The organism is Haliea atlantica, from assembly GCF_054779855.1.
The window spans coordinates 60734-75312 of sequence record NZ_BAAGXL010000022.1 but is presented as its reverse complement, the minus strand read 5'-3'; the positions used below and the strand labels follow the sequence as shown (position 1 = coordinate 75312).

Genomic DNA, 14579 nt, shown 5'->3' with positions numbered 1-14579 from the left:
GGGAATTCGGTCTGTCATTTGATTGAGTCGCAAGCTCCGGACGACTCGCAGTCTGATTAGAACGTCGATGGAGGACAGGTGCATGACCACTGAGCACACGTGCAAAGCCAGTGACGGCGGTGATTTGCGGGACCCCGTATGCGGCATGTCGGTGACCCCGGCTTCACCGCATCACTGGCAGTATGCCGGGAAGGACTGGTACTTCTGCAGTGCCGGCTGTCGCGGCAAATTCGCCGCCGACCCGGAACACTACCTGGCGGGCCGGCACCGGGAGAGCCAGCCTGGCGATGAGTCGGTCTGGTTCACCTGTCCCATGCATCCCGAGGTCCGTCAGCGGGGACCGGGTGACTGCCCCAAGTGCGGCATGGCCCTGGAACCGGAGGCCCCCTCCCTGGAGGAGGAAGAAAGCCCCGAGCTGGTCGACTTTCGCCGCCGCTTTTATCTGAGCCTGCCCTTTACCGCCGCCGTGTTCATGCTGGCGATGTTCGGGCACGGTCGGGACTGGATGCCCCGGGCCATGCAGGACTGGGTGGAGTTGCTGCTCAGCCTGCCGGTGGTGTTGTACTGCGGGCTGCCCTTTTTCCAGCGCGGCTGGCAGTCCCTGCGCAATCGCAGTCCCAACATGTGGACCCTGATTGGGCTGGGTACCGGGGCGGCCTGGCTCTACAGTGTGGCGGCCACTCTGATCCCCGGCTGGTTCCCCGCGAGTTTCATCCAGGATGGCCGGGTTGCGGTGTATTTCGAGGCCGCGGTGATGATCATCACCCTGACCCTGCTTGGGCAGTTTCTCGAGCTCAAGGCGCGCTCACGTACCTCGGATGCTCTGCGCTCCCTGCTGCAGCTGGCCCCGGAACGGGCTCGGCGCATCGCTGACAATGGCGATGAGGACGATGTGCCCGTGGCCGACATTCGAGTCGGTGACCGCCTGCGGGTGCGGCCCGGAGAGCGTGTGCCCGTGGACGCCCAGGTGATCGAGGGGCGCTCCGCGGTGGATGAGTCGATGCTGACAGGCGAACCGCTGCCGGTCAGCAAGCAGCCCGGCGATCAGGTGATTGGTGCCACCATGAATACCAGCGGCAGCCTGGTGGTCGAGGCCGTCCAGGTGGGAGAGGACACCACCCTCGCGCAGATCGTGCAGCTGGTCGCCCAGGCGCAGCGCTCCCGGGCACCCATGCAGCGATTGGCGGATGCGGTTGCAGCCTATTTCGTGGTGGCGGTGGTCGCGATTGCCCTGCTCACCTTTTTTGCCTGGGGCATCTGGGGGCCGTCGCCGAGCTGGGTCTATGGTCTGGTCAATGCAGTGGCGGTGCTGATCATTGCCTGTCCCTGCGCACTCGGCCTGGCCACGCCGATGTCGATCATGGTAGCGACCGGCAAGGGCGCGACGCGGGGCGTCCTGTTCCGCGATGCCGCCGCCATCGAGGCGCTGCGTAAGGTCGATACGCTGGTGGTGGACAAGACCGGGACGCTCACTGAAGGGCGCCCGGCTTTTCGCCAGGTGGTCGCTGCGGAAGGCTGGGACGATGACGAGGTGTTGCGACTGGCTGCCAGTCTGGATCAGGGCAGTGAGCACCCGCTGGCCCATGCGATTGTCGCGGCGGCACGCGAGCGCCAACTGACCTTGGAAGCTGCCGACGATTTCGAGTCCGGGTCCGGTATTGGTGTGACGGGGCGGGTCGGCGGTCAGCCTCTTGCCCTGGGCAACCTGGCGCTTATGCAGGAGCAGGGAGTGGACGCCACGGCCCTGGATGAGCAGGCCAATGCCCTGCGAGAGCGCGGTGCCACGGTGATGTTCCTGGCGGTCGGCGGCAGGTTGGCTGGCGCCCTGGCGGTGGCAGACCCGATCAAGGCGACCACGCACGACGCCATCAAGGCACTGCGGGCCGCGGGTTTGCGCATTGTCATGGCGACGGGAGATGGCGAGCTCACAGCCCGAGCCGTAGCTCGGGAACTCGGTATTCACGAGGTGCACGGCGGAGTCAAGCCGGACGCCAAACTGGCCCTGGTGGAGCGACTGCAGGGGGAAGGCTGCGCGGTCGCCATGGCAGGGGATGGCATTAACGATGCACCCGCCCTGGCTAGAGCGGATGTTGGCATTGCCATGGGAACCGGCACCGATGTGGCCCTGAACAGCGCCCAGGTGACCCTGGTCAAGGGAGACCTGGGTGGTATCGAGCGGGCTATCCACCTGTCACGGGAAACCGTGATCAACATGCGTCAGAACCTGGTATTTGCCTTTCTCTACAACAGTATCGGGGTGCCGGTTGCGGCGGGGTTGGCCTATCCCTTCACCGGCCTGTTGCTGTCGCCCATGATCGCCGCGCTGGCCATGAGCCTGAGCTCGGTTTCCGTGGTGGGTAATGCACTGCGCTTGAGATGGAGGGACAGCTGAGCATTGTGCGTTTTGCCTCTCCTCAATCGCGGGACAAGGGCGGCTTTGCCAGTGAGGAGAGCGGGCCAAGCCAGGGCTCATAGTGGCGCCAGTGGTCAATGGCGCCGGTGTGGATCGGCTGACGCACCTGTGCGTGGCTGGCAGTCAGTACCGTGCCGACGTTGCGATGGGGGGCGCTGCAGCCAGGGTACGTGGTGCCCGGGCCCACGGCTCTTAATAGCGCTGGAATGACCTCCTCGGGGGATGTGACGAGTCTTTCATAGCTTACCTCGACCATGCCGGGTATCCGGCTCTGCCAGTGATGCATTACCTCGAGGTAGTACGAGCAGTAGTCCAGCAGGCCTTGCAGGCTGTGATAGTAGGGCTCGTGCCCTGCGAAGTTTGAGCAGTACAGGGAAAAGGCAGTTGCGCGCAGATCCCGAACTACGTGCACGACGGGTGCTTGTGGGAACAGCAGCCTGAGGAAGCCCAGGCTCTGGAAGTTGGCAGGTAGCTTGTCCACGATCCACCCGGTCGTTGCCTGCGTGCGGGAGCCCAGGGCTTCCCGGTAGCGAAGCCGGGCCGCATGCAGCAGTCGTGCGTCCGTCTCGCTCGCGGGGTTGATCGGTCCGTTGAGTCCCGCCTGATGGCGGCAGTGCATAAAATGTCGCTCGCATTCCTGCAGGAAGGGCAGTTCGCCGCCGGCCTGGACCTGTGGGTGCCCGCCCAGAATGCCCTCCACCAACGTGGTTCCCGAACGCGGCAAGCCCACAATGAACAAAGGGCAGGGGGCTGATTCCGTCGATGCAGCTGTCGCGAGCGAGGTCGGGTAGAGACGCCGAATGGATTCGATGCGTGCCGAGAGCCTGCCAGGGTCATGGCGCACGCCGCGCAATGCGAGATCCTCCAGTGCCAGATTATTGGCTCGCTGGAAGTAGTGCATGGCGTCAGCATATTGTCCGGCGTGGTCGAGGATACGTGCGAAAGCAAAGGCGCCATTGATACGGTTTGCCACGGCAGCGGCGTGATGTGCCAGCTGTTTTGCCCGGATTGCGAGTGGACTATCGGCGGCGGGTGTATCCAGATCCACCAGGCCGTAAAGTGCTTCGCCGCAATGGGTTTCCAGTTTCAGTGCCCGTTGGTAATGGTGCTGCGCAGCGCCTGCGTCGCCACGGGCTTTGGCCAGGTGGCCCGCTAGCAGATGGGAAAAAACCTGCTCCGGGAATTGCGCCATCAGGCGTACTGATACTTGTTCAGCAGTGGCCACGTCCTGGCGCGCAAGCGCGGCTTTGGCCAGCCCTTGCCAGGCAGCAAATTCCTGAGGTTGCAACTGCGTTGCGCGGGAAAAGGCGCGAGCAGCACCGAGTGTGTCGCCCAGGTTCAAGAGCAGCGTGCCTAGCCGGCCCAGAAGCGGTGCTTCCCGTGGCTGACTGGCTGTCGACAGGGTGTGAGCCAGAGCCCTGGCCTCCCGTTGGGGTGAGTTGTGACGCGCGGCAATTTTCGCCAGCAGCAGACACAATTCCCTCGGTGCATTCGCGGACGACAGACGCTTTTCGAGTAGCGACATTGCATCCCCGACGCGCCCCTGCTGATCAAGTTCGCTGGCTTGCTGCATCAAGCTATAATCGTGCGAAAGCATCCTCGACTGTCACCACGCGAGTTGTCTACGTGCCAGGATTGTCCCAGAAAACCGTGCTAATTGCCGCGGAAACTGCCGCGCTCCACGTATTTCAGCTGCTGCGCGACGAGGCGCTTTTGCGCGCAAATCGACAGCGGGACCGTATTTTGATATCATAGTTCCTCTGACGAACTCGGTTGGCGCAGGTTGCTGCTGACCCACCGTAGTGAGTAAGACAGTCTATCGATAAGATCCAACGACTGCTTGCCTCTACTGCCTCCCGGATCTACTGCCTTTATTCTGCTGGATTGTGGATCCGCCGGTATTCCACTGATGGAACGGGTGCTTTGGCGTGCCAAACGCTGATGCCGTTGCCCGATTGAACTCCGTCCCGATTAAACTCAGCAAAGAGTGATGAGCCCTCCTATGTCCAAATTTACCCCGCAACGCAAACCCCTTTATTTGCACACGATTTTGGCGTCTGCAGGCCTGGCTGTTACCCAGTCGCCTGCCTCTGTAGCCCAGTCCGCCGATATCGCCATGGCACCTGCATCGCGTATGGAGGAGGTAGTTGTTCGCGGTGTGGCAAAGCAGTATCGCCCGCAGGATCAAGACAGCGCTACGGGTCTGCAGATGTCGCTGGTTGATACTCCTCAGGCGGTATCTGTCATCACGGACGAAATGCTGAAAACCATCAATGCCAAGTCAGCTTATGAAGCGACAGACCTGGTGCCCGGCGTCCAGCGCTCCGGTTTTGGCTTTGGTCTGGAACAGATTGTCATGCGCGGTGTGTTTAACAGCACTCAGCGTGTCAACGAGATACTGTTGGGCAACGACCTGACGTCAGTTGACTCCTATGCGCTGGAAAGATTGGAAATTGTTCGCGGGCCGGCGACTGCGATCTACGGTGTTACAGGCTCTTTTGGCGGTGAAATCAACTCTATCCTGAAAAAGCCCGAGCGTGTTTTTGCCCTGGAAGTCGGTGGTGAAGTGGGTAGTTACGACACCAGCGAGGTCTTTGTCGATGTCACCGGGCCGCTCAACGAAGCCGGAACGGTAGCCGGCCGTCTGGCCGGCAGGTATCGGGAGTTTGGACTGCCGCTGGATATAGCCGGCGAAGATTTCCCCAACTACCAATCGGTGGTCCTGGGCTCTTTGGAGTGGGATATCGCTACCACCAGCACTCTGCGTTTCAGTTACTTCCACCAGTCGCGCAATATGGATCCGTGGGACGGTGGCGCCGTGGTGGAGAACCCGGATGGCAGCCTCAGCCTTCCGGATGCAGATCCGGAAGAGTGGTATTTCTCCCACCCGGACCAGTCCAAGGATACGCTGGATATCGATTTCGCGATCTTGGAGCTCGAGCATGAATTCGCCAATGGTATCCGAAGCGAGAGCAAGCTGGCCTGGAACCGCTATGACGAGGACCTGGAGTACTTCTATCCGTTCGGTCCTTTTGGTGCCTATTCCCTCGGCGACGATGAGATCTATATTTATTCCTACGATATCGAACAGGATGGCGAGGAACTGACCTTCAACCAGAGCCTGGGTGCGGATATTGAACTGTTCGGCCGCGAGCATCAGGTCTTCGCCGCGCTGGAGTACAGTGACAATGTCGATCCGGATCGTTTCGAGCTGCTGAACTCTTCCTTCCAGGGTTACGGCACCATCGATATGTATGGTGACGATGTCTATGACCCGAGTACCGGCCCGGTGTTCTCTGATGGTTCTCCCTTCCGTCCCATCGAGGGTGACCGCGAGGAGATTCTCGGCGTGCGTCAGCTCACTCAGGAGGAAACCGAGGATCTGAAGCTGAGCTTCCAGATGCTGTTTAACATCACTGATCGTCTGGATGTACTCGCCGGTGTGCTGTATCAGGACAATGAAACCAGAACTCGCATTCCCATCAACCGCGGTGAAAACACGCCCGATGATGTGACCGATGTCGGCTTCCAGGAGACTGTTTTCAAGTTCGGCGCAACCTACAACCTGTTCCGCGACTGGGGCAGTCTGGATGATGCCAATCTCTACTATAGCTACAGCGAAGGCTTCGAGCCGCAGACCTTCACTGACGGCGACGGCCGCACTGTCAGTGCGCCCCAGGAAATGGAGCAGCACGAGATCGGTATCAAGACCGAATGGCTGGGTGGCGCGATTGGCAGCTCGCTCGCCCTGTATGACTACGAGATCACCAATATCGAAGTCTCCAGCTCCTTCCTGGGATCCTTCGGTGGCTTTGGTAGCACCGTGCTCGAAGGTGCTCAGGAAACTACCGGCCTCGAGTTCGAGATAGTCGGCGAGATCCTGCCCGGCTGGAACCTGGCGGCCAACTATGCCTGGACCGACGCGGAGATCATCAACCCCAACAACTCCAGCTCCACACCGCCCAGGACCACGCCGGAGCACGCCGCGGCATTGACTACCAGCTACGAGTTCCTCGAGGGGCCGGTCAATGGTTTGCGTGTGGGGGCGACTTACAAGTACAGCGACGATTACTCCTTTATCGAAGGCACCAGTAATGTCGACCGTTTTGGCTCCCTGGTGGACGGTGGCTACGAGCGAGTGGATCTCCACGCCTCGTATGTACCGCCTTTCGGGAACTGGCAGAACCTTACCTTGTCCTTCAACTGGCACAACATCTTCGACGAAGACATCCTGGTGGCCAAGCAGGGCAACCCCGGCTATGGCGTCATGTTCATCGATCAACAGCGCATGAGCTTCGGCGTCCGCTACAACTTTGAATAAGCAGGGGGGTTTATTGTGAAGCTGTTACGTCAAACCGTGTTGTGTCTGCTGTTGGCAGTCCCTGCAGTGAATGCTCTGGCTAGCTACGGTATCTACGTCGGTCGCAATCTGACGACCGATGGCAGCGTATTGCTCGGCGGTACCGGGGACGAGGTCTCCAGCCACTGGCTGGAGATCGTGCCGCGCCGTTCCTATCCGGAGGGCGAGACCATCCGTGTCGGTGTCGATGAGAAGGCCACTTACCCTGGCCAGTTCATCGACATCCCCCAGGCCCGGCAGACTGCCAAATACATTACCATGAGTTACTCCGACTACGAGGGCTTCCCGCCACCATTGACCAATGGCGGCCTCAACGAGCACGGTCTCGCGGTTCGGGATATCTGGTCGCCTTCGCGGCCGGAGCTGGCAGCGATGACGCCCAACCCCCAGACTGGGCCGAATTACAGTGATCTCTCGCGCATCGCCGTGGAGCGTGCGCGCACCGCACGGGAAGCGGTGGAGATCATCGGCGGGCTGATGGATGAGTTCGGCTACTCCACTTACGGTGGCAACTCACACCTGTTTGCCGATGCCGAAGAGGCCTGGGTGGTGATCAATTTCGCCGGTGGTCAGGGGCTGTGGATCGCCGAGCGCCTTGGACCGGATGACGTTCGCATGTCCTATCCCGGCTATGTATTGGAAATCCCCCTGGATTTCCAGGATAGCCCGGATTACATGGGGTCAGACAACTTCATTGATTTTGCGGTTGAACAGGGCTGGTACGACCCGGATTCCGGTGCCCCGTTTAATGTCAACGCGATATACGGCAACGGTGAGGGGCGGTCGGATACGGTAAAGATTATCGAGAAGCGTCTGATGGATCAGGGCGCCGCGGGTGGCGTCAGTCTGCGCGATATGATGGCCGCTGTGCGCGACCCCCTGGTATCCCTGGATACCAATGGCTACGGCCAGGTGGCACATATCCGTCAGCAGCTGCCACACGAATCGCTGCAGGTGTTGTGGGTTGCGCCCACAGGTTCCATCACCGCGCCCTTCGTGCCTTACTGGATCGGTGGCAGTGAGGTGTTGCCGGAGTACGGTAAGCACCGTTACCTGACCAAGGGCGAAGCCACGCGTTTTGTGACGCCGGACTTCGCGATACAGGAGGCATCCCTGTTCGCCGGTCGTGTATTCAAGCGTCTGATGTACTATACCTGCGACGCGCCGGAGCGTTTTCTAGCGGAAGTCACCGAGGCCCTGGCGGCATTCGAAAACGCCAGTATCCTCGACCAGCCAGGGGTCGAAGCACGGGCACTTGCACTTTACCAGGCGGGTGAACCGGGTATGGCCGGTGAGGTGTTCGACGCTTACAGCACTGAGCGAGCAGAAGAGGCCCTGGAGTTGGGCCAGGCACTGCTCGCCAGTATCGAGGCCCGCCACCGGCTGCTGGTCGGGTATCGCGCGCCGCTGGACAGTCGCACCATCAGCACCCGCAATGGTCCCTACGTGAACTGTCAGCCTCGCTGATTCTCTTCGGCCCCCAGCACGGGGGCCAGTATCTCTGCCAGCGGAGCCAGCTGTTGCTGGTAGTTGCGCCAGCGCCCCACCGACTTTGCATAGATTGGTTGCCGCACCTGCCAGCGACTGGGAGTGCGTACGCCGCGCTCTGTCTGGTAAAAGCGCAGGCAGCTGTCCTCAAAGGGCAGGTCGCAGTGGCCCAGCAGTGCGCGAATGCGATCTTCGGTATTTGTCACCAGGTCCTCGTAGCGCAGATCGAAGATCTCCAGTGGCAAGGCCTGCTTCCAGTGTGTCATCAGCCGGTGATATTCGACATAGTAGCGCCCCAGGGTATCCAGTCGGTTGGCGAAGCGAATCTGGTCGGCGAAGCTGGTGAAATAGCAGGACACGCAATTATCTAGCGGGTGTCGATGGCAGTGGATAATGCGCGCGCGCGGAAACAGCAGCGCGATTACCCCGAGGTGCATGAAATTGAAGGGCAACTTGTCGGTTACCCTTGCTGCTTGCGGGGCAACGCGGTCGAGTTGACGCAAATAATCCTCGGCCAGGCTGCGCAGGTCCGGCGGTGCGACGCTGCGTAGACCCGCCGGATAGGGCTTTCCACTGGCCGAAAGTTCGCCGATGCGATAGCTCACCTTGAGTAGCGACGATAGCTCTCCACCCGCTGCGACCTGGCTGTGGCTGGCCAGGATTTGTTCGGTCAGGGTGGTGCCAGAGCGGGGCATCCCGACAATGAAGATGGGACGCTCGCTGTCCAGCCCGGAATTCGGGGCGCTTTCGAAGAAGCTCTTGGGCAGGGCCTCAATCAGTTTATCCACGGCACGGGAATAGCCGTCACTGTCAAAGGGGGCGCGTCGTGCAAGCACTTCGTATCCCGCCTGCAGTCGTTGAAAAGCGGTTTCGAACTGTTGCTGGCGATCGTGGTAGTAGCCCAGCCCAATGTTCAGGCGCACCCGGCCGTCCTCTGGAGTGGCCGGGTTGTCCGCCAGGGTTTCTGCTCGCCTTACCTGTTCCCTTGCTGGCTCGCGGTCGCGCATCTGGAGGAGTCTGGCCAGTGCCAGGGGGCTGTCCGGGTCAGCTGCGAGTACGGCATCGTAGTGTTCCCGAGCCTCGCTGAACTGTCCGGAGGATTCCAGTGCGTCACCGAGGCCGAGACGGATACGCTTGTCCCCGGGGGCCAGGCGCAGCGCTTCGCGGTAAGCGGGGATGGCGGCGTCGAGGTCATTGGCCCGGTGCTGCACGTTGGCCAGCAGGTAGCGCGCCGATGCGGATTTGGGCTTCAGGGTGAGCAGGTGTTCCAGCAAGGGCCGAGCCTGGTCGAAACGGCCCAGCTGACGCAGGGCCTGAGCCTTGTTGTGCAGGGCATCGGGATGGTCGGGAGCGAGGCTCAGAGCCTTGCTGAAGGCCTCAATGGAGGCTTCGGGCTGACCGCGACGCAGCAGCACCATGCCCAGGTCGCTCCAGGCGTTGGCGTTGTCTGTCCGCTGTGCCAGGGCTCGCCGCAGTAAATTTTCTGCGCTTGACAGCTGTCCCTGCTGGAATCGAGTCAGGCCCAGGTAGTGCAGCGCGGTAACCTGCTCTGGCGCCTGCTGCAACACGCTCTCATACCAGCGCGCGGCGCTGGCCAAGTCTCCGGCGCGCTGCCGTGACAGCCCCTGGCGCAGCGCGTTTTCCATAGCCTCCCGGTTCATGACTGAGGCCGGTCGGGGTTGGCTCCGACGAGACAATTGATGGATGTCCCGCCGGCATTGATGTCCTCTTTTGCCGCGGGTGCCGGGACACCGTGCCGCACACGAATCTCTGCGCCAATGCCGGCGACCAAGTCGCGGCCAAGGTTCAAGGCCTCGGCGGCGCGCGCATGGCTGTAATCGGTCAGCAGTTCACGGGCCAGGGCGGGGTCCTGATCAAAGGCCAGCATGGCGGTCGCCTCCAGTCGCGGTACCCGGGACAGCATACCGGCTTCGAATGCGGTGAGGGTGGACTGTACCCGTTCTAATTGCTCTTCGGGATGGGCGCAGGTGTAGTACATCAGGCGTTTGAACACGCGGCCGGCAAATTCCGTGGCTTCCTGAAGTTGAAATGCCGGGTTAAGGAAGGTCGGCCCCGCGTTCTCGGTCAGATAGCGGTGTTCGCCGTATTCGGGGGGCACGGACTGTACTCCGATCCACCAGGGGATGAAGGGCGCCGTGACCGAACCGGTTGGGGCCACCCACAGCAGGCCCAGCTCAGGATGTGGCAGCTCGGGACGCAGGTGGGCCACTTGTCCGTAACCGGCGTGATCGTCAGCGATGCGTGGGTCGCGCACCATGGCCATCATGTCGGCCACGGTGACTGGCGCCATGGCACGCAGTTCCGCCTCAACGGTGGCAGGGGAAAGGAATTTGGTGCCGGGGTGGCGCATGATTCCACCCATACCGTAGACCCGGTCCACATTGAATGGCTCGCCGGCTTCGGGGTCATACCAGCCACGTTCGACAGCGAAATCAATCAGGTTGTCTGAGCCCATGTAGTCCGGGTGGTCGGCGTAGTCTGCGGGAATGTCGCCGATGTATCCCGGGTAGCTGACTCGCACGTCGTCCGGACCGAGTCGTTCGGCTACCCACAGCCCCTGGCCACCCGCAAACTCGAGCACCACCCAGCCCTCGCTGCTGTCGGCGATAAGGTGGGAGTTGCCGCCGTAGGTGGTGTAGCCGTAGCGATCAATCAGGTCGCCAATGATTGTTACCGCCTCGCGGGCAGTTTCGGCACGCTCGAGGGCAATCCGCGCCAGGTCGCTGTAATTGGGGCCCGTCTGTTGCGCCGGGGTCATGGCCACCAGCTCGTCGCGTGATGGCGACCACACGTCGCGCACGGCAACCTGGTGCTCGTTGAGGCCGCCATTGGTAATGGGAGCGGGGAAACCGGCATAGCTGGAATAATTCATGGTGATGTAGCGGGCAGTCTCGGCCACCTGGGGAATCGTCGACAGTCGCGCTGGCAGGTCGGCGCGTTCCGTGGCGCCCACGGTGATGACGGCATTGGCGCCATGTTGTCCCCGCGGTGCGATCTGCAGCCAGTGACTCGAGGGCTCTTCGCCGGTTCCCCCCAGTAATACGCTGCCGTCGGCGGTGAGTTCGCTGCCGACATAGAAGGCATAGCTGGCAAAAGAGGATGAGGCGGGGAGGGTCAGGGCGAGAAGTACTGGGCTCAGCATGTATAAGAGTTGCCGTAACAAAAGGACCTCCTGGAACAAGAAAAGCAACATCTTACCATTTCGTCAGCGCGGACGAGTTTTCGGCCATTTGGGTCTGCTTGCTTGACGAGATGATCGTGGAAGGGGGCAGGCCAATTGGCAGGGGGCTTTTCCTAGCGCAGCCAGATTGGCGCCACTACGGAAACCGGAATCTCTTGCCAGCTATTGCAAGTGAGAACTATTCGCATTAAATTGAGCCCTGCATCGATAACAGGAGGCCCATCATGCGACTGCGTTTTCTCTGCCAACACCACCGCGCGCTGCTGGAACGCAGCGCCACCCGAGCCCGCGGCACCTGGATCATGAGTTATGACAAGGCCCTGGCGTTTTCCGCGGAAGACCGCCTGGAGCAGGCGATCAATGCTGCCGGCAGTGCGCTGGAGGCGGCTGAAATACTGATTCGCGACCACGCCCAGCAGGGCGAGGTGGATCTTCGGCGTTTCACAGAGTCGGCGATTCTGTTGCGTGCGCTGCTGCTGGAGCTGGGGGATGCCGGCCTCGTCAGCGGCCTGGTGGGTGGCTGCATGGCGAGGCTGGACTGGGCCATGGCCAGTGGCGCCCCCCGTCAGGCTGTGCTGCAGTGCTGCCAGCGCTTGCTTGAGGCGGGTGCACCACCGGCGCACTCAGAGCTGGCGCCGCGTGCCGCGGCGGTGGTGCCACCGCGTTACTCCGGTTCCAGTGCGCTGCACTGAGGATCGGTTTGCCTCGTTGCCGCCAGGGACGCCACTGCCCTGGCTGCCCGCGGAACTGAAAAGTTCACCTCAATCGGGCAGGTTGTGTTCCACCCAGGCGAGAAACTGCTGTCGGGGCAGGGCGCCGGCCTGCTGGCTGATGACTTTGCCGCGGTGAAAGATCGCAAGGGTCGGAATGCTGCGAATGGCGAATCGCGCAGCGGTCCGCTGGGCCTGTTCGGTATCCACCTTGACGAAGCGGGCCCGGGGTTCCACATGGGCCGCGGCTTCGGCAAAAACCGGGGCCATCATCCGGCAGGGGCCACACCATTCGGCCCAGAAATCCACCACCATGGGGAGTTCTTCGTTTGCCAGCAAGCGCTCGAAAAGCGCGTCATCCGCGGGCAGTGGTGCCCCGGTAAACAGCGGCTGGTGACAGCGGCCGCATTTGGGGCGTTCCTCCAGACGGCTGCGGTTAACGCGGTTCCATGTGCCGCAATGGGGGCACAGGGTTTGCAGGCGATGTTCTGCGGTGGTCATGGTCGATGGGATCCCGTGGGTACTCTGCTTGATGGCTCAAGGTGACTATAGATTACCCCCAACCCGCGAGTCGACGGTACGTTTTCCGTGAGCCTCCCGCCGGCGCTTTTGCGAAGGCCCCAGCATGGGCTATGCTGGCCAGACTAATAAGCATAAGTCTAAAGGGGCAGGCAGTGTACGATCTGGTCATTCGCAACGGGCAAATAGTCGACGGTACGGGCCGCAAGGCATTTTCGGGCAGTATCGCGATCCAGGACGGTGTCATCGCGGCAGTGGGTGACATCAAGGAGGGCGCAGATCGTGTCATTGATGCCGGGGGCTGCCTGGTGACGCCTGGCTGGGTCGATACACACTCTCACATGGACGGCCAGGCAACCTGGGACCCCTACTGCAGTCCCGCCTCGGTCCACGGCATTACGACCCTGGTCATGGGCAACTGCGGTGTGGGCTTTGCTCCCTGCAAGCCCGATGCCGGCGAGCGTCAGCGCATGATCGAAGTCATGGAGGACGTGGAGGATATCCCGGGAGCAGCGCTTTCCGAGGGGATTGACTGGCAGTGGGAGAGCTTCCCCGAATACCTGGATTTCCTCGAGTGTATGCCGCGGGCCATCGATATTGGCGCCCAGGTACCCCACTGTGCGGTACGTACCTATGTGATGGGTGAGCGCGGCGTCAACAACGAAGCTGCCAGCGAGGAGGACGTGGCGCGCATGGCGGCGATTGTGCGCGAAGGCCTGCAGGCGGGGGCCGTGGGCTTCACCACCTCGCGAACCCAGCTTCACATGACCCGCAACGGTGAGGTGATGCCGGGCACCTACGCGGATGCCAGTGAGCTGCTGGGCATTGGCCGGGTACTTGGCGAAACCGGCCGGGGCATTTACGGTCTGGTGTCCGACTTTGCCGACTGGCGCCAGGAAATGGACTGGATGAAGCAGTTGTCCATAGAGAATCAGTGTCAGGTCAATTTCGTCTTGTTCTATCGCAGCGAAGCGGACTGGCCGCGGGTGCTGCAGCAACTGCAGTACGTCAAGGAGGCCCAAGCCGAGGGCGCGCGTCTGATTCCCCATGTCGGTGCCCGTCCGGTGAACATCCTGATGAGCTGGGAGGGTACCGTGAACCCCTTCATGTTCCACCAGTCGTTTGCTGCGCTGGCGGAACTGGACCCGGCCACTCGCCTGAGCAAGCTCAGGGACCCGGCGGTGCGCAGGGCAATCGTCGAGGAGGTGCCACCGCACCTGGATCACGAGATCATGGACCGGATCGCCAACGGTTTTGACAACCTGTATGTCCTGGATGACCTGCCGGACTACGAGCCTGGCGAACAGGACAGCATCGCCCAGCGTGCGCGGCAGGCGGGGGTCAGTCCCGCGCAGTTCGCCTACGACGCCCTGTTGGAGAATGACGGCAAGCGCATGCTCTATTGCCCGCTATTTGGCTATGATCGCCGCAATCTGGACCGCCAGATCGAGATGCTGACGGACGAATCTTCCGTGATCAGCCTGGCTGACACCGGCGCCCACTGCGGTGTGCTGTCGGACGCCAGCATTCCCACCTGGCTGCTCAGTTACCTGGTACGGGACCGGCAGCGCGGGCCGCGCCTGGAGCTGGAGACGGCCGTGCGCATGCATACTCGGGATACCGCCCGCTGCATGGGTTTGAGCGACCGCGGCACCCTGGAGCCGGGGATGAAAGCCGATATCAACGTGATTGACCTGGAGACGCTGGGAGTCGATTCACCGCAGGTTGTCTACGATCTGCCAGCAGGAGGCCGTCGGGTCTTTCAGGGGGCGACTGGGTATCGCTTTACACTGGTGTCCGGACAGGTGGTCATGGAAAACGGGGTGCCCACCGGGGCGCTGCCCGGGCGGCTGGTGCGTGCCGGTGCCCAGGCGGGCCTTCACTGAG

9 protein-coding genes are annotated in these 14579 nt (G+C 61.8%); 5 read left to right on the top strand and 4 right to left on the bottom strand.

Translation table 11 applies throughout. The features are described from left to right. The first annotated feature begins 82 nt into the window (after positions 1-82). Positions 83-2392, top strand: coding sequence for a heavy metal translocating P-type ATPase (locus tag ACYVGS_RS14500; RefSeq protein ID WP_460589390.1), 2310 nt, complete (start codon positions 83-85; stop codon positions 2390-2392). A gap of 22 nt (positions 2393-2414) precedes the next feature. On the opposite strand, the gene ACYVGS_RS14495 is transcribed toward ACYVGS_RS14500, so the two are convergent. Further along, positions 2415-3986, bottom strand: coding sequence for a sulfotransferase (locus ACYVGS_RS14495; protein WP_460589389.1), 1572 nt, complete (start codon positions 3984-3986; stop codon positions 2415-2417). A 636-nt stretch (positions 3987-4622) separates the two neighbouring features. On the opposite strand from ACYVGS_RS14495, the gene ACYVGS_RS14490 reads away from it, so the two are divergent. Then, positions 4623-6734 carry a TonB-dependent siderophore receptor gene (locus tag ACYVGS_RS14490; protein WP_460589388.1) on the top strand — a complete coding sequence of 704 codons (2112 nt, stop codon included), beginning with the start codon at positions 4623-4625 and terminating at the stop codon, positions 6732-6734. 66 nt (positions 6735-6800) lie between these two features. Continuing rightward, positions 6801-8240 (top strand): C69 family dipeptidase, encoded by a 1440-nt coding sequence (locus ACYVGS_RS14485; RefSeq protein ID WP_460589387.1) that lies wholly within the window; start codon positions 6801-6803, stop codon positions 8238-8240. Here ACYVGS_RS14485 and ACYVGS_RS14480 read toward each other — a convergent pair. Next, positions 8228-9922, bottom strand: coding sequence for a tetratricopeptide repeat-containing sulfotransferase family protein (locus ACYVGS_RS14480; RefSeq protein ID WP_460589386.1), 1695 nt, complete (start codon positions 9920-9922; stop codon positions 8228-8230). The genes ACYVGS_RS14485 and ACYVGS_RS14480 overlap by 13 nt on opposite strands. Further along, positions 9919-11424 carry a C69 family dipeptidase gene (locus ACYVGS_RS14475; protein WP_460589385.1) on the bottom strand — a complete coding sequence of 502 codons (1506 nt, stop codon included), beginning with the start codon at positions 11422-11424 and terminating at the stop codon, positions 9919-9921. Before ACYVGS_RS14475 ends, ACYVGS_RS14480 begins: the two co-directional genes overlap by 4 nt. A gap of 263 nt (positions 11425-11687) precedes the next feature. Between ACYVGS_RS14475 and ACYVGS_RS14470 the strand changes: the two genes are divergently transcribed. After that, a complete protein-coding gene (locus tag ACYVGS_RS14470) occupies positions 11688-12155 on the top strand; it encodes a hypothetical protein (protein WP_460589384.1) in 468 nt (155 codons plus the stop codon). Between the two features lie 69 nt (positions 12156-12224). Here the strand turns inward: ACYVGS_RS14470 and trxC are convergent, their stop codons facing one another. Then, positions 12225-12674 (bottom strand): thioredoxin TrxC, encoded by a 450-nt coding sequence (trxC, locus tag ACYVGS_RS14465; RefSeq protein ID WP_460589383.1) that lies wholly within the window; start codon positions 12672-12674, stop codon positions 12225-12227. Between the two features lie 173 nt (positions 12675-12847). Between trxC and ACYVGS_RS14460 the strand changes: the two genes are divergently transcribed. Beyond that, the gene (locus ACYVGS_RS14460; protein WP_460589382.1) at positions 12848-14578 is read left to right on the top strand and encodes an N-acyl-D-amino-acid deacylase family protein; all 1731 of its coding nucleotides are present in this window, start codon (positions 12848-12850) and stop codon (positions 14576-14578) included. Position 14579: the final 1 nt, after the last annotated feature.

Coding starts and splice junctions, on each gene's coding strand:
- ACYVGS_RS14480 (WP_460589386.1), bottom strand. CDS start 9,922: ATGAACCGGGAGGCTATGGAAAACGCGCTGCGCCAGGGGCTGTCACGG.
- trxC (WP_460589383.1), bottom strand. CDS start 12,674: ATGACCACCGCAGAACATCGCCTGCAAACCCTGTGCCCCCATTGCGGC.
- ACYVGS_RS14495 (WP_460589389.1), bottom strand. CDS start 3,986: ATGCAGCAAGCCAGCGAACTTGATCAGCAGGGGCGCGTCGGGGATGCA.
- ACYVGS_RS14470 (WP_460589384.1), top strand. CDS start 11,688: ATGCGACTGCGTTTTCTCTGCCAACACCACCGCGCGCTGCTGGAACGC.
- ACYVGS_RS14500 (WP_460589390.1), top strand. CDS start 83: ATGACCACTGAGCACACGTGCAAAGCCAGTGACGGCGGTGATTTGCGG.
- ACYVGS_RS14475 (WP_460589385.1), bottom strand. CDS start 11,424: ATGCTGAGCCCAGTACTTCTCGCCCTGACCCTCCCCGCCTCATCCTCT.
- ACYVGS_RS14490 (WP_460589388.1), top strand. CDS start 4,623: ATGTCGCTGGTTGATACTCCTCAGGCGGTATCTGTCATCACGGACGAA.